Here is a 22,629-nt window from a genome sequence, read left to right as displayed (position 1 = left end):
TGCCAGCGCTTAGGACGGGGGTACAAAGTAGGTGACGGATCAGCCGAAGTCAGGACTCGTCGACGCGGTCGAACGAGAACGGCTGGTCCGTTTGGTCCGGCTCCAACGTGTCCGCGTCCGGCTCGGCTGTTGCGGAATCGTCATCTTCGGTCCGTTCGGCGTCCGTCTCGGTCGGTTCGTCCTCCTCGAAGCTCAGTTCGGTTCCCGTTTCGGGCTCCCCGCCGGCTTCGTCGGTCAGTGCGGGGTCGGCGTCGGTCGACCAGGACTGCGAGCTTTGGTCGGTGTCGAAGCGGTCGAGCGCCTCGCTGAGGTGTGCCGCCTGTCCGGCCAGCGAGTTCGCGTTCTCGGACACCTCGGCGAGGGCCGACGTCTGCTCCTCCGCCGCGGCCGCGACGTGTTGGGCCTCCTGCGCCGTCGTCTCGGAGATGTCGGTCGCCGCCGAGGCCATCGCGACGACTTCCTGCGTCGAGGCGGCCTGCTCTTCGGACGCCGCGGAAATCTCCTGGACACCGTCGTTGGTCTGGCTCGCGTAGTCGGCGATCTCGTCGAGCGCCGCCGCCGCGTTCTCGACGGAGTCGACGTGCGTCGAGATCCGATCGGCGGTCTTTTGGACCTCCGTCGCCGTGTGGTCGGTCCGCTCGTTGATCCGCTCGAGTCGTTTCTCGATGTCTTCGGCGGTCTCTCTCGTATCCTCGGCCAGCTCTTTGACCTGCGAGGCGACGACGGCGAACCCGCTGCTGTCGTCGTTGGCTCCGCGCGAGGCCTCGATGTTGGCGTTCAGCGCGAGCATGTTCGTCTGCTCGGCGACCTCGGAGATGAACTCGACCAGTTCGTCGATCTGTTCCATCTCCGCCTCGAGCGCCTGGATCGCCTCGACGGCCTCGGCGGACTCGGATTCGATCTCGTGCATCCCGTCGATCGCCTCCTGTGCCGCTTTGCGGCCGTGACGGCCCGTTTCGGCCGTCCGTTCGGCGAGGTCGGCGACCTCGTTCGAGGAGGCCGCGATCTCTTCGGTCGTCGTCGAAAGGCCGCTCATCTCGGTCGCGACCGCTTGCAGGTGCTGGTTCTGTTCGTCCGCACCGTCGGAAATCTCCTGGACGGACACCGTCACCTGCTCGGACGCCGATCGAACCTCCTCGGCGCTCGTCGTCACCTCTTCGCTCGCCGTCGCGACCTCGGTGGCGAACGTCTTGACGTGAGCGGTCGTCTCCTCGAGTTCGTCGACCATCGAGTTGAACGAGCGGGCGATATCGGCCATCGCCTCGCTCTCGCTCTCGGGATCGAGCCGCTGGGTCAAGTCTCCACTCGCACACTGAGCCATCACGTCGCGGTACTCGTCCGCTTTGGTCTCGAGGTGGCGGTTGATCGTCTCGGTTTCGGTGCGTGCCTGCTCCGCATCCCGACGGGCTTCCTCGGCCTCTTCGATCTGATTCCGCAACGAGGTGCGCATGCTGTCGAAGCCCTCGTAGAGCCGACCGATCTCGTCCTCCCGAGCGGTCTCGAGATCGACGTCCAGGTCCCCCTCCTCCATCTCCTTCGTCCGATCGCGCAACTCGGCGAGCGGGACGACCGTCTGGCGACCCAGCACGACCCCGACGACGCCGAGCGCGATCAGGCTCACGAGCACCATCGCGATGACGTTGGTACCGACGTCGGTCGCGACGCCGTAGGCCTGTTCGGTCGGGACGCTCGTGACGGCGACCCACTGCGTGTCGCCGACCGGGGTGTACGCTCGAACGAACTCGCCGTCGTCGACGCGCGTCAGCCGACCGCCCAGCGCGGCCTCGAGTGCCTCGTCGTCGACCGACGCCTCGTCGATCGACGCGTTCTCGGACTGCAGGACCGGCGTTCCGTCCGCGTCGACGATAGCCGTCGACGACGACGCGCCTTCCTGCTGAAGCTGCTGGACGCGGTACTCAAGCGTCCCGATGACGACGACGACGCGATCGTCGCGTTCGGAAACCGGACTGGCGAAGGCCATCACCTGATCGTCGAGCGACGGTGACGTGTAGGCCTGCTCGGAGTTCCACACCGCATCGTCGAACGCGAGTTCGCCCTGGAAGTCGGTCGTCGCCCACGGATCCTCGACGTCCGCGAGCGATTGGCTGCGGAGTTCCGCGTCCGTGCTCGTGACGACCTCGTCGCTCTCGGTGTCGACGTAGTGGATCGCCCGCACGTCGACGGACATCCGCGCTTGGGCCTCGACGATCTCGCCCTGTACTTCCTGTGGATCGCCGTCCTGTAACACCGGCGAGGCCGACGCCGTCCGCGTCTGGACGCGCATCGATTCGACCCACTCGCCGATTCCGTCCGCCTGCAACTCCGCGGTCGACTCGAGTTGTTCGTTCGAATCGGCTCTGACAGTGTCGTCGATGGCGGTGTAGCTGACAGCGCCGACCGAGCCGATGACCAGGACGACCACCAGAATCGAAATTACGAACTTCGCGAGGTATCGCCGTCTGATGAACGACGGGACCAGCGTTGCGAGTCGAGACATCAGGTCGTCACCCTGTCTATTTCGGCAATACCGCCATCCGCCTCTCGATCGAACTCCCAGTACTCGAACGTCGCGTCCGTCACGTCGCCGTTCTGGTCGAACGACAACGCGCTCGAGGCGCCCTGATACTCGACCGGTTCGCCCCGTGCCGCGAGTTCGAGCCCCTCGGCGAGCGTCTCCGGTTCGATCACTTCTCCGGGGTCATTCGTCACCGTCTGCATGGCGTTTCTGATCGCCGTCCCGTCGTTCTGCCCGGCGTACGCGTTGGCGAGCAAGAGCACGGCCGTCGAATCGTAGGCGTGGGCCGTGAAGATCCCCGGTTCGGCGTCGTACGCGTCTTCGAACCCGTCGGCGAAGAACTCCTCGCCGGGACCGCCGACCAGCGGCGCCGTGCCGCGGACGCCGTCGATCGAGTGGTCGACCTCGTCGTGAAGGCCGCCGTCTCGGAGACCGTCGGTGACGAGCACGTCGATCCCGTCGAGGTCGTCGCCCAGATCCGAAAACAGTTGTGCGCCCGTCTCGGGGTAGCCGATCACGATCAGGAGGTCGGGATCGTCCGTCCTGGCCTGTTCGATCGCAGCGGCGTAGGAGTCGTTCTCCTCGTTTAACGGAACTTGAGCCGACACCGTCCCACCGTGGGTTGTCTGAAACGCCTGCGTAAACGCCTGACTCAGCTGCCAGCCGTAGTCGTTGTTCACGTACAGCGTCGCCGCCCTGTCGTGACCGAGATCCGCCGTCGCCTGCTCCGCGAGGACGACCGCCTGTAACGAGTCCGACAGCGCCGTCCGGAAGACGAGGCCGGCGTCGTTCAGGGCCGTGATCGTCGGCGTCGTCGCCGAGGGCGAACAGCTGACGACCCGGTGTGGAATGAGTACCTGCTGGGTCGCCTGCAGCGTCACGTCCGAGGCCGCCGGCCCGTTGACCATCGGATAGCCGTCGTTGACGAGGCGGGCGGCCCCCTGTACGCCCGCCGACGGGGAGGTCTCCGTGTCGACGACCTCGTACTCGATCTCGAGATCGATCTCGTCTTCGACCTGATCGATCGGGAGTAACGCGGCGTCCCGAATCGGTTCCCCCACGGAGCCGAGATCGCCGCTGAGCGGTAGCATGACACCGAGTTTGATCGTTCGATCGGTACCGCCACCATCTCCATCTTCGGTGTCGCGAACGTCGAACCCGGAGAAACTACCGAGACAGCCAGCGAGGCCGCTGAGTCCAGCGACACCCGCGGCTGACAGGAGCTTCCGGCGTTTCAGTCGGACTGACATACGAATCGTATTTGATTACGGATACATAGCTATGTTGGGCACTCATCAACGATGATACAATATTCTGACTCGTTAGTCGGCGATCCGCCGCTCGAGTGCCGACTGCCCGGTCGGATCGATGTCACTCTCCGGTTGGAACGGGGTTTTTGATCCGTTTGACGGACCGGTCATCTCGCCGGTGGGGTCGGGGGACGAAGTAACACGCCGTCGCCGACTCTCGCTCGTAGTCCGCTCGAATGTACGCACTCGAGCAACTCACCACCGATGACGAAAAGACGGACTGCCGTGACTCACTCGTTTGCCCGCCGAACTCTTCGGTGAGCGCGATGAGCGTTACTGGAACTCTTCGGTGAGCGCCGGGACGACGTCGAAGAGGTCGTCGTGGATCGCGTAGTCGGCGATGTCCATGATCGGGGCGTTGGGGTCCGTGTTGATCGCGACGATCGTATCGGAGCCCTTCATGCCGGCAACGTGCTGGACGGCACCGGAGATCCCGATGGCGATGTAAACGTCCGGTGTGACGACCTTCCCGGACTGGCCGACCTGTCGGTTCTTGGGCAGCCAGCCGTTGTCGACGATCGGGCGCGAGGACGACACCGTCGCGTCGAGCGCGTCGGCGAGTTCCTCGATGAGCGGGATGTTGTCTTCCTCTTCGATCCCGCGACCGACGCTGACGAGCACGTCGGCCTCGCTGATGTCGACGTCGCCCCCGCCGACTTCCTCGAAACCGTTGACGGTCGAGCCGACGGCGTCTTCGTCGATCTCGGCATCGAAGGCCTCGATCGAGGCGTCTCCCGTTCCCTCGGCGACCGGCCACTCGGCGCTCCGGATCGTCGCGAGCGCAGGTCCCTCGAGTTCGTTGGTCGTCTCGACTTTGCCACCGTACATCTCGCGGGTGGCGATCAGCGTCTCGCCGTCGGTCTCGAGGTCGATGGTGTCGGTGACGACGGGGAGGTCGAGCGCGTTGGCGACGGCGGGCGCGTAGTCGAGGCCGTTGACGCTGTTGGGCGCGAGGATGTACTGCGGCGCCAGGTCGTCGTAGAGCTGGGTAATCGTCTGCGTGTAGACGTCGTGGTTGAACTCCTCGCCGTGGGAGACGGTGTGGACGGCGTCGACGCCTTCGCGGTTGACTTTGTCCGCGAACTCGTCGACGGTGCCGCTGATGACGGCGAGGTGAAGGTCGCCGCCGGTCTCGTCGGCCAGTTGGCGGCCCGCGGTGATGATTTCGTAGCTGACGTCGCGAAGGTCGCCGCGGCGGTGTTCCGTCACTGCGAGGACGTCGCTCATGGCGCCACCCCCTTGTTGCGGAGCATCTCACCTAACTCGGCGGCGGTCTCCTCGGGACTTCCCTCCCAGATCGTCGCGTCGCTCTCGCTCTCGGGCTCGTACATGTCCGTGAGCGTGAGGTCGCCTTCGATCTCGCCCTCGTCGACGCCGAGGTCTGCGAGCCCCTGCACGTCGAGTTCCTTGCGCTGGGCCTGTCGAATGCCGCGCAGGCTCGCGTAGCGCGGTTCGTTGATACCCGTCTGGATCGTGAGGACGGCCGGCAGCTCGATGTCGGTGAGCTCCTCGACGCCGCCCTCGAGTTCGCGTCGGACAGAGGCGACGCCGTCGTCGAACTCGTGCTCGAGATGGTTGACGACGGCACCCCACTGGGCGCCGATCTCTTCGGCGACGGAGACGCCGGTCGCGGCGAAGCTGTCGTCGCCGGCCTGGACGCCCGTCAGGACGAGGTCGGGATCCTCTTCCTCGACGACGGCGCTCAGGATCTGTGTCTTCGCGTTGACGTCGAGCAGGTCGACATCCTCGAGCGCGTCGTCCCAGACGCGGACGGCGCGGTCGGCACCCTTCGCGAGCGCCTGGCGGATTGTTTGTTCGCAGTCTTCCGGACCGATGGTAACCGTGACGACTTCGTCGGCGACGCCGGCCTCTTGGAGCTGGACGGCCTCTTCGATGGCGTAGTCGTCCCACTCGTTGAGGTCGGCACCGAGGTACTGATCAGCGATTGCAGTACCCTCGATCTCGAACTCGTCTTCGACGGTCGCGACTTCTTTGACCGTAACGAGGATTTTCATCATCAATCACTGCAACGTCCGTACCGTAAATCTTTTCGAAACGCGCTTTCAGATGGGAGCCGTTCATTTTCCAGTCGCCGCAGATTCATCCGGTGTGTATTACGTTCCTCGACAAACAGCCGGAAAGGAGTTACCAGCGTTTTCTCCAGCTCAGTCTTCGATCGGTGAAACGAACGTCGATCTGCGAGACGGAAACGGTTTAACGACGCCACTGGTAGTACGCGCTATGGCAGACTGTCCGCTTGCCGACGACTGTCCGAGCTTCTCCGAACGGATCTCGGGAATGGGGTGTAGCCACTACGGTGATCGGGGTGGGAAAGAGTGGTGCAACCACTACGGCCAGCCGATTCAGGACCTGAAGACCCAGCCCGTCAAAGCGGGCGAGGAGGTCGTCGTCGACGTCGTCGACATGCACGAGAGCGGTGCCGGCGTCGGTCGAACCGAGGACGGGTTCATCGTCATGGTCGACGGTGTCCTGCCGGAGGCTCGCGCTCGCGTCGAAATCACGCGCGTCCACAGCAACCACGCCCGCGCGGAGGAGCTCGAACTCCTCCCGATGGACCCGGATGCAGAGGGGGAGGAGGCCGAAGACGCCGACGCGATCGACGACTCCGATGACGATGGTGACGGAGACGCGTCGACGGAGACAGGAGACGACTCGAGAGAGTCCGCGGCCGAGAAACGCGAACGCCTCGGCAGTCGCGAGAATTTCTGGGGCTCGTAAGGCACCGTGCGTTTCGATGAGTGGACAGTCATCGAGCAGTCGCCGTTTTTGCCGTTCGCGAACCGCCGCGGTCACAACAGTTTTCTCACCACTCGTGCGATATCCCCGCATGGATCGGATTTCGTTGTCGAATTCGGCGTTCGAAGGTGACAACAACGCGTACCTCTTCGCGGACGGGCGGGAGACGGTGCTGATCGATACCGGGGACTGGATGGAGACGACCCGCAAGCAACTCGAGGCCGCCTTCGACGAGCGCGGACTCGCGTTCGCCGACGTCGACCGGATCTTCCTCACGCACTGGCACGGCGACCACACCGGGCTGGCGGGCCCGATTCAGGCCGAGAGCGGGGCCGAGGTCTACGCGCACGAGGCCGACGCGCCGCTGATCGAGGGCGACGAGGACGCCTGGGAAGCGATGTACGACCTGCAGAGACAGTACTTCGACGAGTGGGGGATGCCCGAAGGGAAACAAGAAGTGCTCCGCGAGCGGATGGCATCGGCCGGCGGTACGAACGAGTCGCCGACCGTGACGGCGTTCGAAGACGGCGATCGATTCTCGCTCGACGGCTACGACCACGACCTCGAGGCCGTCCACACCTCCGGCCACGCGGCCGGCCTCTCGATGTTCGAGACGACGCTCGAGGGCCGGCGGGAGGTCGTCTCCGGCGACGCGCTGTTACCCGTCTACACCCCCAACGTCGGCGGCGCCGACGTCCGCGTCGACCGGCCGCTCGAGAAGTATCTCCGGGCGTTACAGGGGATCGTCGACGCCGACTACGACCGCGCGTGGCCGGGCCACCGCGACCCGATCGACGATCCGGCCGCTCGTGCGCAGTACATCATCGACCACCACGAGGAACGCGCGTTTCGAGTGCTCGACGCGCTGGATCGCAAGGGGCCCTGCGACACGTGGACCGTCAGCGCGGACCTGTTCGGGGAACTCGAGAGCATCCATATCCTCCACGGACCCGGCGAGTCATATGCCCACCTCGAGCATCTCGAGCGCGCGGGAACCGTCGTTCGCGAGGGCGACGAGTACCGGCTGGCCGACGGCGTGAGCGAGGTACTCGCCGCGAAGGACGAAGAGCGCTGGACGCTCGAGTACTGACGCCCGTCTTCTTCCGTTCCGTTTTCGGCACGGATTCGCCCCCTATCCGCCCCGTTTCGACCCTTATCGTCCCGATTCGACCCTCTCCAGCCGTGCGATCTCGCCGCCATCCAGGTGTATGAATATCATACTAAGTATTCAAACACTGTCCAATTGTGGAATGATATGGCTAGGAAATGCCTATGTGGGTTGAGAGGCGGTGTTCGAAGTGAATGAGTATCTCTTCGACAGTCCCATGGGGGTACGGTCGTCGGTTCGTCCGTGGCCCCTCTTCGAGTCACTCGCAGCGATCGATCGACCGCTACGAGGTCGAGCAACCGCCACGGACACCGCGGACCGGGCAGCGATGACCGATGACGCCGCTGCGGTCGGTCGCGCTCGAGACGATGGGGTCCCGCGGGACGACGATGGACTCGCGACCGGCCCCGACGCATTGACGCGGCTTCAGGAGATCGTCCCGGCGTTCATCGAGGAACAGGTCGACGACGCGGGCGCGGACGGCGTCGTGATCGCCCTCGACGGCGAACTCGCGTCGACGGTCACCGCCACGCTCGCCGTCGACGCGCTCGGTTCGGACCGTGTTACCGGGCTCGTCCTGCCGGCCTACATGAATCAGGAGGCGGCGGCGCGGGACGCGGAGGCCATCGCATCCGTCTTGGATATCGAGTACAGCCGCGTCCCGCTCCAGCCGTTGCTCGGCGCGTTTCAGGAGGTCATCGGCGCGACCGCTCAGCCGGCCGACGATCTCGTCGCGATGGAGAACGTCGCAGCCCGACTGCGGATGGCCTGTTCGTACTACGTCGCGAACACGTCGAACGCGGTGGTCGTCGGGACGGCGACGCGAACCGACCGTTTCCTCGGGACGCTGACGAAACACGCCGACACTGGGGTCGACTGTCTCCCGCTGGGCGACCTGTACGCGACCGAGGTCCGGGCGCTCGCCGGCGCACTCGAGATTCCCACGGACCTCGTCGCAGAGTCCGTCTCCCCTGGTGTTGGCGCAGATCAGTTCGCGGGTGACGAACTCGATATCGAGCCGAAAACCGTGGACCGGATACTGCGATTACGCGTCGACGAAGGGCTGGCTGTCGCGGCCGTCGCCGAACGGGTCGGTGTCGACGCTGCGGCGGTCGAACGGATCGCCGACTGGTACGCCAGTATGCGACACAAACGGCGGCTCCCCCTGACGCCGGGGACTCGAGAGGCGTTCGAGAACCCGTTCTAGCGATTGAACCGACTCCACTGAAGCACGTCCTCGCAGGTGTCGGCGGTCTCGCCACCGATACGACTGCTGGCGGTCGTGTAACTGGTATCTGGTGTTCGGCCGGTTTGTCCGCCGTCGGCTGGATCGCTTCCCGCCCCTCTCAACCGTCGAAAAATGACGAACTATTAACTTGTTTCGCCAACACTGTCTATTCGATGCCCGATTCGATCTGTCGCCGCTTCGGTCCCGGTCGACTGCCGTACGCGTCCAGACGCGATATCGGCGCCGGGATCGCGATGGCGGCCACGGGGGTGCTCGCGATTACCATCTGGTTCGTCGCTACCGGCCTGTTGCTCCTGACCGACACCGTTCCCACAGTCACCGGTACGAGCGATCTCGGCTTCGCTGTCGCGTACGGGCTGCTCTTCGCCCCGTTCGGCGTGGTGACGTCGTTCGTCGCCGGGACGCTCTGCTGGCGCGCGGTCGACGCGGACGCCTTGGACCCGATCACGGGCGCACTGCTGGGTGCGTGTACGGCAGCCACCGGTATGATCGGCGGCTCCCTCGGTGTTTCGCTCGTGTTCACCGCCGTAACGCTCGCGACCGGGACGCTGGCGCTGGGAGAACTCCTCGTGTTCGCCGTCGTCATCTCGGTCTCGGCACTCCTGTTCAGCGCGGTTTTCGCCGGCTGGCTGATCGTCCCGCTCGGGGCGTTCGGCGGCTGGTACCACGAACGGGCGCGGGCGACCGCGACCGGCGGCAACTGATACTATCTGCTGTACGTCGTTTTCGGCGGGACTGCGATCCGCCCTGCGGTCCCACCGATACATCGGTAGAGCAAACCGTATGACCCGTCGGATCGGGAAAGCTTTGATCCCGCCGCCGGCTTAGTGTACTGTATGAGTGCACGCGAAACCAAACTCGAGGGTCTACGGTCGGTCGAACGAACGCGGTGGTCGTCGTGATCGACGAGGTCGAGGAGCTACTCGAGGAGATCGGGTTCGACGCCGAGACGAGCGTGCTGACGCGCCGGCAGGCCCAGGTACTCGCGCTTCGCGAGCGCGACACCTCGCAAGCCGACATCGCCGACGCGCTCGGGACCTCGCGGGCGAACGTCTCCTCGATCGAATCGAGCGGCCGCGAGAACCTCGAGAAGGCCCGCGAGACGGTCGCCTTCGCCGAGGCGCTGCGGGCACCGGTTCGCGTCCGCGTCCCGGAGGGTACCGACCTCTACGACGTGCCACAGCTCGTCTACGAGGCCTGTGACGAGAAGGGTGTCAAGGTCGATCACACCGCGCCAGACCTGATGAAGGTCGTCAGCGACGCCGCGGGCGCTGCGGTGTCGGGCCGCGAGATATCGACGCCGCTGATCGTCGGCGTCACCGCCGAGGGGACGGTTCGCGTACGCCACCAGCAGTGACCAGCGTGCGTCTGCAGTCAGTGACCGGCGTGCGTCTGCAGCGGAGACCAGCGTGAACCTCTGTCACTAATCACCTCGAGCGTGCTGGCCCCATCCGGTCGATGCGAACGGGCTGAGTTTCTCGAGTGCACCCGAATCGCTCACTGTATGGTGATTCTCTCGATTCGAGACGACCGCCAGAGCGAAAGGCGACGGCCGCGTACGTAGGAGCGATGACGATCGACCTGCCGGCGTCGCTGGCCGACTCGTGGCGAGCGCTGGGAACCCAGACTGGCGAATCGAGCGTGCTTCTCGCATCGATCACCGCCGAGACGACGGTGTACGAACCGACCGACACCGCCGACCGACTGGCGGCGCTGGGCGCGAGCGAGATTCCGGTTCGTTCGTTGTTCACCGTCGACGTGAGGTTCTCCCCGGCGCTCTCGGATCTCGGTATGGCACCGGAATCGGCCTTCGAGAAGGCCGCGCCGAAGGCAAAGTCGCAGTTCGTCACGATCCTCGAGGACGAGGGGCTGCGCGTCGACGGGACGCGAAACACCCTCGAGTTCGAGGCGACGAACGGCGCCGAAGGGACGTGGTTCGTCCTCGACGCGGACTATCCCGTCTCCCCCGACCTAACGGCGGGCGAGGACGAGTGGCTCGACGCGGAGGCCCACATCGCCGTCTGGCCGACCGAGGCGAGTTTCGGAATGGCGGGCGGAATTTTGCCGCTCGAGGATGGAAGCGACGTCGTCGACGGAGACGGTGCGACCGACGGGGGCGACCTGCCGGCCGGGCTCGAGGTCGACCCGGAGTCCGACCGGGAGACGGTCGCGGACCTGATTCGAACGATCGAGCCCGCCGACTGAGCTGAGATGCCCACCGTAACCACTTGTTTCCCGATTCGCGGCGGGTGATTCGACGAGTATCCCGATAACTGTTAGCGTGTTGGGTGCTATCACCATTCAGAAAAGTAGTATTACCCGCTACGTTTATTGAGCGCGGCTGACAGGGGCGAACATGGGCGACGAGTGGCGAGTTATCGAGGCTGAAAGCGAGCCGATACCGGACGAGCGGAGCGAACTCGAGGACGCGTTCGCCCGCGTCTCCGACGCCGTCTACACGCTGGATACCGATCTTCGGTATACGCTCGTCAACGAGCGAGCCCGGTCGCTCTTCGATCGATCCGTGGCCGACGCAGTCGACGAACCTGCGGACGCAGATGGGCCCGAGAAGGGTGCGGCTGACTCCGTGACCGACCACCTCGAGTCGCTGTTCGGCGATGCACACGAACGCGCGTTCGAACGCCAGCGACGGATCACCGTCGACGCACACGACGAACGGACCGACCGCTGGTTCGAAGCGCGGTGTTATCCCGACGAGTCCGGCGTGACCGTTCTCGTCGCCGACGTCACTGAACGCAAGCGCCGCGAGCGTCAACTCGAGGACGGTAACAGACGGCTTCGATCGATCTTCGAGGACGCACACGACGCGATTCTCGTCGGCGACGAGAACGAGATCGTCGCCGCCAACCCGGCCGCAAGCGAGCTGTTAGGGCTCGATCGGTCGGAAATCTCCGGCCGTTCGCTCAAGGAGTTTATCCACGACGATCACAACGTCAGTTCGGCCTGGGAGACGTTGCTCGAGCGGGGGCGGCTCCGCGGTTCGTTCTCGCTGGTTCGACCCGACGGGACGGAACGGATAGTCGAGTACAACTCCGTCGCAAACGTGTTGCCCGGAACGCACCTCTCGATTCTCCGAGACGTTACCGAGGCTCGACGGCGCGAAGCGGAACTCGAGCGCCAGCGCCAGCGCCTGGCCGCGCTCGATCACGTCAACGGCGTCGTCCGCAGGATCAACGACGCTGTCGTCACCGGATCGACTCGGGCTCACCTCGAGCGCGTCACCTGCGAGTCGCTGGCCGACTCGCCGTCCTACGAATTCGCGTTCATCGCGGACGTCGACATCAGATCGAAATCGGTCACCCACCGCGTCGAAGCGGGGATCGACGGCTACGTCGAGTCGATCCCGCTCTCGACGGATGCCGACGACCCGGCCGGCCGCGGTCCGGCCGGCAAAGCGATTCGAACCGGCAAAATGCAGGTGTCGAACGACGTGTTCGCTGATCCGGACTTCGAACCCTGGCGCGAGGACGCCCGGGAACACGGGTACGAGTCGGCTGCCGCCATCCCGATCACGTACGACGGCGTGTTGTACGGCATCCTCGGGATCACGAGCGCGCGTCGAAACGCGTTCGCCGACGAGGAACGGGGCGTCGTCGCCCAACTCGGCGAGATTCTGGGCCACGCCATCGCCGCCCTCGAGCGCAAACGGGTCCTGCTCGGCGACGATCTGATCGAACTCGAACTCGTCATCGACGACGCAGTCGCGATGTTCGACGGGCCCGACATGACCGGCCACTCGATCTGGTTCGACCGGGTCGTCCGGACGGGCGACGAACAGTACCTCGAGTACGGAACGACGGACTCCGAGACGTTTCCGCTGTTCGAGGAGATCGTCGAGTGCGTCCCCCACTGGGACGAGGTATCGGTGCTACAGCGGTCGGCCGGTGACGTAAAATTCGAGTTGGCAATCACCTCGCCCCCGATGTTCGGGGTCATCGACGCCTACGGCGGCTACGTCGAGGCGGCGGCAATCCACGACGGGAAGTACACCACGACGGTCCACTTCCCCACAGGAACGAACATTCGCGCCGTTATGGGCGAACTGACGGACGTCTATTCCAGCATCCGAACCGTCGCTCGGCGTCAGGTCTCCCCCTCGAGCGAGTCGCTGGAGCAACTCCAGGCGCAACTGGCCGAGGCGTTGACCGACCGCCAGCGGACCGCACTCGAGATGGCCTACTACGGCGGCTACTTCGAGTGGCCCCGAAACAGTTCCGGCGAGGAAATCGCCGACTCGATGGACGTGACGGCCCCGACGTTCCACGAACACCTCCGAGCAGCCCAGCGAAAGCTCGTCGAGGCGGTCGTCGACGAATCGGATCCGGTCTGACGGGTCTCGGCCAGCCACCTATCCTGCGAACTCGGTCGCCGCATCGACGAGCGTACGGGCCACGTCGACGACATCGTCGGTGTAGACGAACTCGCCCGCGCCGTGAATGTTCTCGCCGTCGGGGCCGAGGATCACCGTCGGGAGGCCGGCACGGTGGCCGAAGTAGTTGAAGTCGCCGACGCTCGAGAAGTAGCCGATCGCGGGGGGCCGGCCCGTGACCGATTCTGCGGACGACCGCAGGGATCGAACCAGCGGATGGTCCTCGTCGGTGACGTACGGGCCGTAGCGAACGTCCGTCGCGGGGGCCTCGCGGAATCCGACCTCGACTTCCGAGCCGAGATCGAGATCGTCGACGACGCGCTCGGCGTCGGCCAGTACGGATTCCGCGTCTTCGCCGATCACGACGTGGCGGTCGACCAGCAGGCGACAGCGTTCGGGGACCGAGAGCGTTTCGCCCCCGCCCTCGATCGACAGCGGACAGACCGAGCCGTCGCCGAGTTGCGGATGCGAACCGACGTCCATCTCCGCGAGCGCGCCGGCCAGTTCGCCGGCGTCGACGATCGCGTTCTGTCCCTTCTCGGGCTGTGAACCGTGGGCTGCGTGTCCCCGAACCGTGATGTCGTAGAGAAATCGGCCGCGTGCGCCGAGTATCAGTGCCGGGTTCTCGATGTCCGACTGGGCGAGGATCGGACCGGGTTCGGTCACGATCGCCGCGTCGCACTCGTCGGTGATACCGTCCCGGATCAGCTGATCCGCGCCCAGCCCATAGGGGCCTTCTTCGTCGACGACTGCAGAGAGGATTACGTCACCCTGCAGATCGGCGTCGGCGAGCGCCCGGAACGCGACGAGCACCGCCGCGAGCCCGCCTTTCATGTCGCAGGCGCCCTGTCCGTAGCACTTCCCGTCCTCGAGCCGTCCCGAGAGCGGGTCCTCGTCCCACTCCTCGACCAGTTGGACCGTATCGACGTGGGCGTTCAACAGTAGCGTTGGCGCGTCCGGGTCCGTCCCCTCGAGGCGTGCGAGGACGTTGTTTCCCTCGTAGCCGGTGATATCGGGTTCGCTCACCGCCTGATACTCCGGCTCGAGCCCTTCGTCCTCGAGCCAGTCGTAAACGAACTCGACGATCTTCGCCTCCTCGAAGTACGGGCTCCGTATCCGAACGAGATCCTGCAGCAACGCGATCGTCTCGTCGGAGTCGATGTCGTCCGCCAGGGTGTGGGTACGTTCGCTCATTGGATTCGTGTTCGATTGCTCGTATCAGTCGTTGTGCGTGTTCGGTCGCTCAGGTCAGTCATCCGCGGGCGTTCCATCGTCGGCCACCGTCGGTTCGTCGGCGATTGCGGGGCTGTACTCGTCGGTCGGGACGCCGGGCAGCGTATCGAGGATCGCGTCGACGTCCGTCTCGGACTGTTGGCCTCTGTACCAGTACGCGCCGAATACGACGAGCCCGATTGCGAGCCACGGGACGTAGACGGTCATCGAACCCTGGTAAGCCTGGGAGAGCAAGAGCACGCAGCCGCCGAGCCCGAGCAGCCCCGGGACGAAGATCCACCTCCCGGGATCGAAGGCCGCTTCGTCGCGCATCGCCGGCCGCTTGAGGTAGAGGTACATCGCGGTGAACGACGTTGCCCCGTAGGCGATCAGGTAGCTGAACGTCGCGATCGCGATAACCTGGTCCAGCCCGCCCGTCCAGAAGGTCAGGCCGACCGAGACCGCAAACAGGGTGAACAGCGACCAGTGGGGCGTCCGCCAGCGCTCGTTGACCTCCGAAAATCGCGTCGAGAACACCTCGTCCCAGGCCCAGCAGTACGGCAACTTGATCCCCGCGGCCATCACGGCGTGGACGCTCGAGGCGGTCGCCAGCAACCCCCCGATGCCGACGATGGCGGTCGCGTTCACCGGGAGGAACGTCTCCGCGGCGGTCGAGAGCGGGCGGTCGGACTGGGCGAGCACGGTGTAATCTCCGACGACGCCGTAGATGACCGCGGCGGTCCACATGTAGAGGGCGATGAGGATGAGCGTCCCGCCGGCCATCGCGAGCGGCAGGTTCCTCGAGGGGTTTTTGACTTCGGCCCCGATTTCGCCCGCGACGGCGATCCCGATGTAGGCGTAGAACAGCGGGACGGCCGCCGCGAGCGCGCCGTCGAACCCGCCGGTAAAGAACGGCGTGTAGTTGCCGGCCTCGACGGTGAACGTCCCGGGGACGACCAGCACCAGGATGGAGACGACCAGCAGAACGAAGATGATGTTCTGCGAGATGCTGTACCGACGAGCGCCGAGCATGTTTACGACGAACAGGACGGTGATCAGGGCGATACCGGCCCACCGAGGATCGACGCCGGGATAGAACACCTGTAGGTAGCTGCCGAACCCGAGCGCGAGCACGGAGACGGCCGCCATGTATCCCAGCCAGAGCGACCACGTCGCGACGAACCCGGCGAGGCGGTTGCGAAACACGCGCGTGACGTACGAGTACGTCGATCCGGCCGCGGGAAAGATCGTCGCGAGCCAACTGTAGTTGATCGCGATCGCCATCGCGATGATCCCCGACAGCGCGATGACCAGAATGACGCTCGGGCCGGTCGTCGAACTGGCCGTCCCGAGGGTGACGAACAGTCCCGCCCCAAGGGTCCCAGCGACGACGGTGGCGATCGCACCGAGAGGACCGATGTCGCGGGCGAGGCTCCGATCCGATTTTGTGGCATCTGGTGCCATGATAATTGTCACCATGCAATGCACTCGATTCAACCCCCACCCTAGATAGACAGGGTCTTCCGTCGCAGTTCGTGCTCAACCCGCTTACTCCGCGCCGGGATCGAGGAGTTTCGATTCGGCTTTTCGAAGGTGCTCGAGCAGCGTCGCCTCGGCGACGTCGAGTTCCGCGGCGAGGTCGGCCGCCGTCGTTTCGCGCGGCCAGCGGTAGTACCCGCTGGTGCGCGCGAGTTCGAACACCTCGCGCTGTCGCTCGGACAGGCAGTCGGTCCGGAACACGCCGTTCGTCACCCCCTCGTGGAGTGATCGCACGGTCTCGACCTCGACGACCGCCGATTTCTCCTCGCGGATCTCGTCGAGGCGATCGGCGATCGCCGCTCGATCCTCGTGGATGACGACCGTCCAGTACTCGCGGCCGTCGGTCATCCGGACGGGTTCGTCGGGAATGAACCCCCGCGAGACGAGCGCGTCGTTGATGCTGTTCGTCAGTTCGTACTGCACGACGAGCCCGGTCGTCACGTTCTCGGGATCGGGCGTCCCGACGTCGGTGGCGTAGTGCTGGTCGACCTCCCGAACGGCGTCGGTCAACGACGACGCCTCGATGGCCGCGAGGAGTTCCTCCAGGTCGTCGATCGATCGGCCGTACGCGGTGAATCGGCCGGTGGCCTTTCCGTCGATGGCGTACACCCCGTGTCCGAGCAACCCGCCCGGCGCGCCGTCGGTGACCTCGAGCGTCCAGCACTCCGGGTGCCAGATGTCGAGTTGTAACCGTGATCCCTCGACGTCCTCGTCGACGCTCGGAAAGCGAGTCACCATAGGTGGCGCTACGGGAGGCGGCGATAAATAAACACCAGACCGTAGACCGGCGTTTCGGGCGTCGAGTCGTCCGAGCACCCGCCCGGCGAGATGTGAATACGTTCACGAGTCGGCCCACCGGGACCCCCGAATCGGCCCGCCGCGATCTCTTCGAGTCCGATCGAGGACACCCCTCGATCCCCACGATGTCTGAACCGGCGCGCGAGCCGACCGCGATGCCGTCCGTTCGAACGGTCGCGAGACTGGCAGTTTTTATAACTTCAGTCCCGCTGTATCACGTATGCAAACCCACATCGTCCCGGTCGGCTTCGACTACGACCGGCTGATCGCGCCGCTGGTGCGCGATCAGATCGACGTCGACAGCGTCATTTTGCTCGAGGGTGCCGTCGGGAGCGAAGCCAACGTCGAGTACTCCAGACACCTCTCGGAGAAGCTCGAGACCGACTTCCGGAACCTGCTAGGGGCGAGTACGGAGCGGTTCGTCCTCGAGGACGTCTACGACTACGACGCGGCCTTCGAGCAGGCCTACGATCTCATCACGGGAGAGCTCGACGCCGGGAACGAGGTCTGGGTGAACGTCGCCGCGATGCCCCGGACCGTCAGCTTCGCGTTCGCCAACGCCGCCCACTCGCTGATGGTCGAACGCCAGGAGGATCGCGAGGGGATCCACACCTACTACACGGCTCCCGAGAAGTACCTCGAGACGGAACTCGCCGAGGAACTGCGCGAACAGATCGCCATCCTCGAAGATCTAGGGGCGCAGGAAGCGGCTATCGACGGCGATCGGATCGAGTCCCGGCTCAAGAGCGCCCGCGACCTCCTCTCGGAGTTCGACGAGCGCGGGACGACCATCGGGGCCAAAGAGATCGACGGCAAGCACATCGTCGAGCTGCCGGTCGCCTCCTTCTCGAACGTCAAACCCTTCGAGGAGCTCATCCTCTACAAACTCGGCGAGGACGGCGAGTTCGACTCGGTCTCCGAGCTGGCCGAGGCGCTGGCCCGCGAACTCAACGAGGAGTACACCGACAGCTTCCGTTCGAAGGTCATCTACAACGTCGATCGATTGGGTCCCGGCGGCAAGGGCTACATCGAGCGCGAGGAACACGGGAAATCCTACCGAACCAGACTCTCCCGGATCGGCGAGCTGTGGGTACGAGCGCACTCCGACAGCGGTTCGGAGTCGTAGTACTGCGCGAAGTCGGGCGTTTTCGCGACCGTTCTCGAGCACCGACGAGTGTCGATTGCCGTCGCGGACGAGCGGGTCCCCAACCCGGTTGGGCCACGATACCTCAAGTAGATCGACGACGAAGGACGTGGTACGGGACCGATTCACCGATGACAGCAATCGACATCAACTGCGACATGGGCGAGAGTTTCGGTAACTGGACGATGGGACGCGACGACGAGGTGATGCCGTACATCACCTCCGCGAACATCGCCGGCGGCTACCACGCGGGCGACCCCCACGTCATGCGCGAGACCGTCGAACTCGCGGCGGAACACGACGTGGGGATCGGCATCCACCCCGGTCTGCCAGATAAGATGGGATTCGGCCGGCGAACGATGGACGCGACGCCCGAGGAGGTGCGCGACTACGTCGTCTACCAGTTAGGCGCGCTGCTGGCCTTTGCGAAGCGCCACGGAGCGAGCGTCCAGCACGTCAAACCACACGGCGCGATGTACTCGATGCTCTCCGAGAGCGCGGACCACTGCCGAGCCGTCATGGAGGGCATCCTCGAGGTCGATCCCGACCTCGTCTATCTGGCGACCGATATGAACATCTACGAGGTCGCCGAGGAGTACGACGAGCTAGACGCCGTCTTCGAGGGCTACGTCGACCTCGACTACAACCCCGACCGAACCCTGATCGTCGAGAAATCGGTCGAGCCGAAGGATCCCGAACTGGTCGCAGATCGCGTCGTCTCCATCGCGACCCGCGGCGAAGTCGAGGCCGTCGACGGCACCACGATCGACGTCCCCGCGTCGTCCATCTGTATCCACGGCGACGGCCCGAACGCCGTCGAGTTACTCGAGACGATCCACGAGCGACTCGAGGCGGAGGAAATCGAACTGGCTCGCCTCGACGAACTGGTCTGATTCCCCGCGAATCGCCCGAGTTATCGGACGATCACGCGTCGTCCAGCCCCTCGAACTGCTCGTCGAGGTACTTCGTCGTGTGCTCGCTGTCGACGAATGCGTCGTCTGCGAGCACCGCGAGGTGGAACGGAATCGTCGTCGAGATGCCCTCGATGTCGGTCTCCTCGAGGACCCGCTTACTTCGTTCGAGGACTTCCGTTCGATCCTGTGCGGTCACGATGAACTTCCCGACGAGCGAATCGTAGAACGGACTGATCCGGTCGTCCTGATTGACGCCGTCGTCGACGCGGACACCCATTCCCGTGGGCGGTCGGTACGTCTCGAGGGTGCCCGGCGTCGGTGAAAAGTCATTGTACGGGTCCTCGGCGTTGATTCGGAACTCCATCGCCGCTCCGCGGGTCTTCACCTCGTCCTGTTCGAACGAGATCGCTTCGCCCGCGGCGACGCGGAACTGTTCTTTGACGATATCTATTCCGGTCACCGCCTCAGTGACAGTGTGTTCGACCTGAATCCGGGCGTTGACCTCGAGGAAGTAGAACTCGCCGTCCTCGTAGAGGAACTCGACCGTGCCGGCGTTGCTGTAGCCTGCCTCTGCGACGCCGGATCGGGCGGACTCACAGAGCTCTTCCCGCGTCTCCTCGTCGAGTACCGGCGAGGGCGTCTCCTCGATGAGCTTCTGTTGACGGCGCTGCACCGAGCAGTCCCGTTCGTAGAGGTGGCGGACGTTCCCGTGCTCGTCGCCGATGACCTGCACTTCGATGTGGCGCGGGTTCTCGAGGAAGCGCTCGACGTAAACCGCGTCGTTGTCGAAGTAGGCCTCGCCCTCGCGTTTGGCGTTTTTGAACGCCTCTTCGGCCTCGTCGGGACCGTCGACGACTTTCAGCCCGCGACCGCCGCCGCCGCCGTCGGCCTTGATCGCGACCGGGTAGCCGTGCTCGTCGCCGAAGGCTTTCACCCGTTCCGGGTCGTCGATCGGTTCGTCGGTTCCGGGAACGATCGGGACGCCGGCGTCGGCCATGATGGCGCGCGCTTTCGTCTTCTCGCCGAAGTCCGCCATCGCGTCCGCCGGCGGCCCGATCCAGATGAACTCGGAGTCTTCGACGCGGCGGGCGAACGACTCGTTCTCCGCGAGGAAGCCGTAGCCCGGGTGGATCGCGTCGGCGCCGGTTTCGCTCGCCGCCTCGAGCAGCGACTCCTGGTCGAGATAGCTTTTGCCGGCAACGGAGGAGCCGACGTGAGCGGCCTCGTCCGCGCGGCGGACGTGTTTGGCCGTCTCGTCGGCGTCGCTGTAGACGGCAACGGTGTCGATGCCGAGTTCGGTCGCCGCTTGCATTACGCGGACCGCGATTTCGCCTCGGTTCGCAACGAGTACTTTGGTGATCATTTATTGGTAAATTCGCCCTACAGCGACTCCTGAATGTCCGTAAGTAGTTCGTCTCGCTCGCGACGGATCTCGAGCGCCTCCTCCACATCGACCGCGTTGAAGTCGACGGTGCTGTGGGTTCGACACTGTGAGAGCGCGCCGCGGTCGGGGCTGACGATCGTTCCGACGGTGGTGTAGCCGCCGCCGGTGACGGCGTCTCGCATCAGGATGATCGGCTGGCCGGCCATCTGGATGGAGCCGACGGGGTAGCCGAGGTCGACGACGTTGGTGACGTCCGTTCCGGCACCGAACGGCTGCTCGCGCTCCTCGAACATATCTCTGATGTCGGGGCCTTCGAACCGGTAGCCGACGCGGTCGGCCTCGTCGGAGACCTTCCAGTCGGCGTCGAGGAAGCGCTGTCGGCCCTCGTCAGTGAGACGATAATCACAGAGCCCCATCACGACGTTGATCTCGTTCGTCGAGTAATCCGGGCGGTCCGCCTCGTCGATCGAGTTTCCGATCACGTTGTCGACGTCCGCCGAGGGCTCGCCGATGGGCAGTTCGTCGCCCGCCTCGAGCGACCGCCCTTCGTGGCCGCCAATGCCGATCAGGGTGTACGTCGACCGACTCCCCATCACCGGCTCGATGTCGACGCCACCGGCGACGGCGAAGTACGTTCGCGCGCCCTCCGTCGCGAACTCGAGACTGAGCGTGTCGCCCGCGTCGGCCCGGACGGCCGTCCACGTCGGGACCGGCTCGTCCTCGAGTGTGGGCTGCATGTCCGCCCCCGTGACAGCGAAGACGGCGTCGTCCTCGAACTCGACGTCCGCGCCCATATAGGTCATCTCGAGGGTCGCGTCGGACTCGTCGTTGCCGACGAGCCAGTTGCCGACCTTGTGGGCGAACTGGTCCATCGCGCCGGAGGGCGGCATGCCGATGTGGTAGTGTCCGTGGCGGCCGGTGTCCTGTACCGTCGTGACGAGTCCGCCGTCGAGAACCCGCATTACTCGAGCACCTCCAGGAGCCGCTCGTTGTAGCCGTCCGGGTCCTCGAAGAACGCCTGGGGCTCGAAGTCGACTCGATCGTAGTTGTACTCGTAGCTGCCGTCCTCCACTTCCTCGCGGATCGCGTCGTACTCCTCGCGGTCGATCTGCCGGAAATTGAGGATGTCGCCCGGGTTGGGGAGCACCATCGACTCTTCGAACGCCGACAGCTCCTGGTCGACGTCTAACACCTCGACGGGCGTTCGACCGTAGAGCTGGTAGCCGCCGGCCCCGGGGACGGGGTAGATGGCGGTGAACGCGCCGCCGAAGCCGATCGCTCGGCTCGGCGTCGCCGTCCGCGGCTGTTCGTACTTCGGCACCTCGATCTGCTCGTCGCGGGGCACCATCTGGAAACAAAAGGGCAGTCCGGGGACGAAGCCGATCATTGTCACCATGTGCGGCGCGCCTGAGTGGTGGTCGATAAACGCCTCGACGGAGTCGAAACCGTTGAGTTCCGCGGAGTACTCGAGGTCCGTCGCGTCCGGATCCTGGTGGCGCTCCCGGAAGTCCATCAGCGTGTCGTGGGTCCACGGATCGTTGTAGAAAACGGGGATGTCGAACACCCGCGCCTCCCACTGGTAGTCGGAGACGTCGATCTCGTCCTCGAGCGATTTCAGCTCCTCGATCAGTTCGTCGGGATGCAACACGGCCGGATCGAACTGGATCAGGTAGGAGGCGTTCGACGGCGCGACCTCGACGAGTCCCTCGAGGCTGTTCCGACGGATCTCCTGCGTGATCGCTTGTGCCTTGAAGTTCGCGTCGAAGCTCATCGCCTCGTCGAGTTCGACGAACACCCAGTCGTCCCCGCCGTACTCGTACCGCGGTGACGGAAGCTCTTGCCTCGTTATCGTTTGCTCGCTCATCCTACGTCTCAAGAGAACGGTTACCACTGTATAGATGCCGACTAGAGTCGGACGAGAAACGTACTAAAACAATTACACGAGTTCGTAAACTATGGTGAATGATGTGTTTACGGTGATGTTCGAGGAGGTATAGGTTTGTCAAAACCTATATGCTCGGCCGCCCTACTCAGTAGTAGGATTTCATAAATGGCGACAGAACACATCCAGTCACCGATGCCCGGCGTCTTCTACACGCGTCCCGATCCAGACGACCCGACGTTCGTCGACGAAGGCGACGAGGTTTCGGAGGGAGACGTCGTCGGGTTGGTCGGCGTTATGAAGAACTTCCACGACATCACCGCGCCGGCGGACGGCACGGTTACGGAGTTCCTCGCGGCAAACGAGCAGGAAGTCGACGCCGGCGACGAACTGCTGGTTTTCGAGACCGACTAACGGTCAGGTCGAT

20 protein-coding genes are annotated in these 22,629 nt (G+C 64.8%); 10 read left to right on the top strand and 10 right to left on the bottom strand.

The genetic code is table 11. The features are described from left to right. Window positions 1-49: 49 nt before the first annotated feature. From ACSFC5_RS01530 to ACSFC5_RS01515, 4 genes are all read right to left on the bottom strand, one after another. Window positions 50-2,497 (bottom strand): methyl-accepting chemotaxis protein, encoded by a 2,448-nt coding sequence (locus ACSFC5_RS01530; protein ID WP_440763509.1) that lies wholly within the window; start codon window positions 2,495-2,497, stop codon window positions 50-52. Next, the gene (locus ACSFC5_RS01525) at window positions 2,497-3,765 is read right to left on the bottom strand and encodes an ABC transporter substrate-binding protein (RefSeq protein WP_440763508.1); all 1,269 of its coding nucleotides are present in this window, start codon (window positions 3,763-3,765) and stop codon (window positions 2,497-2,499) included. Before ACSFC5_RS01525 ends, ACSFC5_RS01530 begins: the two co-directional genes overlap by 1 nt. A 333-nt stretch (window positions 3,766-4,098) precedes the next feature. Further along, window positions 4,099-5,052, bottom strand: coding sequence for an electron transfer flavoprotein subunit alpha/FixB family protein (locus ACSFC5_RS01520; protein ID WP_440763507.1), 954 nt, complete (start codon window positions 5,050-5,052; stop codon window positions 4,099-4,101). Further along, window positions 5,049-5,840: an electron transfer flavoprotein subunit beta/FixA family protein gene (locus ACSFC5_RS01515; protein WP_440763506.1), complete on the bottom strand. Its 792-nt coding sequence runs from the start codon at window positions 5,838-5,840 to the stop codon at window positions 5,049-5,051. Before ACSFC5_RS01515 ends, ACSFC5_RS01520 begins: the two co-directional genes overlap by 4 nt. 226 nt (window positions 5,841-6,066) lie before the next feature. Between ACSFC5_RS01515 and ACSFC5_RS01510 the strand changes: the two genes are divergently transcribed. The 7 genes from ACSFC5_RS01510 to ACSFC5_RS01480 all read left to right on the top strand — a co-directional run bounded on the left by ACSFC5_RS01510 (window position 6,067) and on the right by ACSFC5_RS01480 (window position 13,290). Next, window positions 6,067-6,564, top strand: coding sequence for a TRAM domain-containing protein (locus ACSFC5_RS01510; protein ID WP_440763505.1), 498 nt, complete (start codon window positions 6,067-6,069; stop codon window positions 6,562-6,564). A gap of 109 nt (window positions 6,565-6,673) precedes the next feature. Next, entirely contained in the window at window positions 6,674-7,672 is a 999-nt protein-coding gene (locus ACSFC5_RS01505) for an MBL fold metallo-hydrolase (RefSeq protein WP_440763504.1), read from the top strand. A gap of 346 nt (window positions 7,673-8,018) precedes the next feature. After that, window positions 8,019-8,897, top strand: a complete 879-nt coding sequence (nadE, locus tag ACSFC5_RS01500; RefSeq protein WP_440763503.1) for an NAD(+) synthase — start codon at window positions 8,019-8,021, stop codon at window positions 8,895-8,897. A 194-nt stretch (window positions 8,898-9,091) separates the two neighbouring features. Continuing rightward, complete coding sequence (locus tag ACSFC5_RS01495; protein WP_440763502.1) at window positions 9,092-9,643, top strand: hypothetical protein; 552 nt, start codon at window positions 9,092-9,094, stop codon at window positions 9,641-9,643. Window positions 9,644-9,837: 194 nt separating this feature from the next. Then, window positions 9,838-10,296: a Tfx family DNA-binding protein gene (locus ACSFC5_RS01490; RefSeq protein ID WP_440763501.1), complete on the top strand. Its 459-nt coding sequence runs from the start codon at window positions 9,838-9,840 to the stop codon at window positions 10,294-10,296. Between the two features lie 212 nt (window positions 10,297-10,508). Further along, the gene (locus ACSFC5_RS01485; RefSeq protein WP_440763500.1) at window positions 10,509-11,144 is read left to right on the top strand and encodes a DUF6517 family protein; all 636 of its coding nucleotides are present in this window, start codon (window positions 10,509-10,511) and stop codon (window positions 11,142-11,144) included. A gap of 151 nt (window positions 11,145-11,295) precedes the next feature. Next, on the top strand, window positions 11,296-13,290 hold the full coding sequence (locus ACSFC5_RS01480) for a bacterio-opsin activator domain-containing protein (RefSeq protein WP_440763499.1): 1,995 nt from the start codon (window positions 11,296-11,298) through the stop codon (window positions 13,288-13,290). A gap of 18 nt (window positions 13,291-13,308) precedes the next feature. Here the strand turns inward: ACSFC5_RS01480 and ACSFC5_RS01475 are convergent, their stop codons facing one another. From ACSFC5_RS01475 to ACSFC5_RS01465, 3 genes are all read right to left on the bottom strand, one after another. Next, window positions 13,309-14,523 carry a M20 family metallopeptidase gene (locus ACSFC5_RS01475; protein ID WP_440763498.1) on the bottom strand — a complete coding sequence of 405 codons (1,215 nt, stop codon included), beginning with the start codon at window positions 14,521-14,523 and terminating at the stop codon, window positions 13,309-13,311. 54 nt (window positions 14,524-14,577) lie between these two features. Beyond that, entirely contained in the window at window positions 14,578-16,005 is a 1,428-nt protein-coding gene (locus ACSFC5_RS01470) for an APC family permease (RefSeq protein ID WP_440763497.1), read from the bottom strand. Between the two features lie 84 nt (window positions 16,006-16,089). Further along, entirely contained in the window at window positions 16,090-16,818 is a 729-nt protein-coding gene (locus tag ACSFC5_RS01465) for a helix-turn-helix domain-containing protein (RefSeq protein ID WP_440763496.1), read from the bottom strand. Window positions 16,819-17,098: 280 nt separating this feature from the next. Between ACSFC5_RS01465 and ACSFC5_RS01460 the strand changes: the two genes are divergently transcribed. Next, window positions 17,099-18,004 carry an HFX_2341 family transcriptional regulator gene (locus ACSFC5_RS01460; protein WP_440763495.1) on the top strand — a complete coding sequence of 302 codons (906 nt, stop codon included), beginning with the start codon at window positions 17,099-17,101 and terminating at the stop codon, window positions 18,002-18,004. Window positions 18,005-18,153: 149 nt separating this feature from the next. After that, window positions 18,154-18,915 carry a LamB/YcsF family protein gene (locus ACSFC5_RS01455; protein WP_440763494.1) on the top strand — a complete coding sequence of 254 codons (762 nt, stop codon included), beginning with the start codon at window positions 18,154-18,156 and terminating at the stop codon, window positions 18,913-18,915. 31 nt (window positions 18,916-18,946) lie between these two features. Here the strand turns inward: ACSFC5_RS01455 and ACSFC5_RS01450 are convergent, their stop codons facing one another. The 3 genes from ACSFC5_RS01450 to ACSFC5_RS01440 are packed head-to-tail and all read right to left on the bottom strand — an operon-like array spanning window position 18,947 to window position 22,184. After that, window positions 18,947-20,299, bottom strand: coding sequence for an acetyl-CoA carboxylase biotin carboxylase subunit (locus ACSFC5_RS01450; RefSeq protein ID WP_440763493.1), 1,353 nt, complete (start codon window positions 20,297-20,299; stop codon window positions 18,947-18,949). A 17-nt stretch (window positions 20,300-20,316) separates the two neighbouring features. After that, window positions 20,317-21,282, bottom strand: coding sequence for a 5-oxoprolinase subunit C family protein (locus ACSFC5_RS01445; protein WP_440763492.1), 966 nt, complete (start codon window positions 21,280-21,282; stop codon window positions 20,317-20,319). Beyond that, window positions 21,282-22,184: a 5-oxoprolinase subunit B family protein gene (locus tag ACSFC5_RS01440; RefSeq protein WP_440763491.1), complete on the bottom strand. Its 903-nt coding sequence runs from the start codon at window positions 22,182-22,184 to the stop codon at window positions 21,282-21,284. The genes ACSFC5_RS01445 and ACSFC5_RS01440 overlap by 1 nt, the downstream gene beginning before the upstream one ends. Window positions 22,185-22,370: 186 nt before the next feature. Between ACSFC5_RS01440 and ACSFC5_RS01435 the strand changes: the two genes are divergently transcribed. Beyond that, on the top strand, window positions 22,371-22,616 hold the full coding sequence (locus tag ACSFC5_RS01435; RefSeq protein ID WP_440763490.1) for an acetyl-CoA carboxylase: 246 nt from the start codon (window positions 22,371-22,373) through the stop codon (window positions 22,614-22,616). The last annotated feature ends 13 nt before the right edge of the window (window positions 22,617-22,629 follow it).

Origin of the sequence: Natronorubrum marinum (assembly GCF_052040125.1) — an archaeon.
Lineage (GTDB): Archaea > Halobacteriota > Halobacteria > Halobacteriales > Natrialbaceae > Natronorubrum.
Note: the sequence above shows the minus strand (reverse complement) of the source record. Positions and strands in the feature narration are given on the sequence as shown.

Bases quoted from the DNA above. Each gene is read 5' to 3' on its own strand.
- ACSFC5_RS01530 (WP_440763509.1), bottom strand. From the start codon at position 2,497: ATGTCTCGACTCGCAACGCTGGTCCCGTCGTTCATCAGACGGCGATAC.
- ACSFC5_RS01525 (WP_440763508.1), bottom strand. From the start codon at position 3,765: ATGTCAGTCCGACTGAAACGCCGGAAGCTCCTGTCAGCCGCGGGTGTC.
- ACSFC5_RS01520 (WP_440763507.1), bottom strand. From the start codon at position 5,052: ATGAGCGACGTCCTCGCAGTGACGGAACACCGCCGCGGCGACCTTCGC.
- ACSFC5_RS01515 (WP_440763506.1), bottom strand. From the start codon at position 5,840: ATGAAAATCCTCGTTACGGTCAAAGAAGTCGCGACCGTCGAAGACGAG.
- ACSFC5_RS01510 (WP_440763505.1), top strand. From the start codon at position 6,067: ATGGCAGACTGTCCGCTTGCCGACGACTGTCCGAGCTTCTCCGAACGG.
- ACSFC5_RS01505 (WP_440763504.1), top strand. From the start codon at position 6,674: ATGGATCGGATTTCGTTGTCGAATTCGGCGTTCGAAGGTGACAACAAC.
- nadE (WP_440763503.1), top strand. From the start codon at position 8,019: ATGACCGATGACGCCGCTGCGGTCGGTCGCGCTCGAGACGATGGGGTC.
- ACSFC5_RS01495 (WP_440763502.1), top strand. From the start codon at position 9,092: ATGCCCGATTCGATCTGTCGCCGCTTCGGTCCCGGTCGACTGCCGTAC.
- ACSFC5_RS01485 (WP_440763500.1), top strand. From the start codon at position 10,509: ATGACGATCGACCTGCCGGCGTCGCTGGCCGACTCGTGGCGAGCGCTG.
- ACSFC5_RS01480 (WP_440763499.1), top strand. From the start codon at position 11,296: ATGGGCGACGAGTGGCGAGTTATCGAGGCTGAAAGCGAGCCGATACCG.
- ACSFC5_RS01475 (WP_440763498.1), bottom strand. From the start codon at position 14,523: ATGAGCGAACGTACCCACACCCTGGCGGACGACATCGACTCCGACGAG.
- ACSFC5_RS01470 (WP_440763497.1), bottom strand. From the start codon at position 16,005: ATGGCACCAGATGCCACAAAATCGGATCGGAGCCTCGCCCGCGACATC.
- ACSFC5_RS01465 (WP_440763496.1), bottom strand. From the start codon at position 16,818: ATGGTGACTCGCTTTCCGAGCGTCGACGAGGACGTCGAGGGATCACGG.
- ACSFC5_RS01460 (WP_440763495.1), top strand. From the start codon at position 17,099: ATGCAAACCCACATCGTCCCGGTCGGCTTCGACTACGACCGGCTGATC.
- ACSFC5_RS01455 (WP_440763494.1), top strand. From the start codon at position 18,154: ATGACAGCAATCGACATCAACTGCGACATGGGCGAGAGTTTCGGTAAC.
- ACSFC5_RS01450 (WP_440763493.1), bottom strand. From the start codon at position 20,299: ATGATCACCAAAGTACTCGTTGCGAACCGAGGCGAAATCGCGGTCCGC.
- ACSFC5_RS01445 (WP_440763492.1), bottom strand. From the start codon at position 21,282: ATGCGGGTTCTCGACGGCGGACTCGTCACGACGGTACAGGACACCGGC.
- ACSFC5_RS01440 (WP_440763491.1), bottom strand. From the start codon at position 22,184: ATGAGCGAGCAAACGATAACGAGGCAAGAGCTTCCGTCACCGCGGTAC.
- ACSFC5_RS01435 (WP_440763490.1), top strand. From the start codon at position 22,371: ATGGCGACAGAACACATCCAGTCACCGATGCCCGGCGTCTTCTACACG.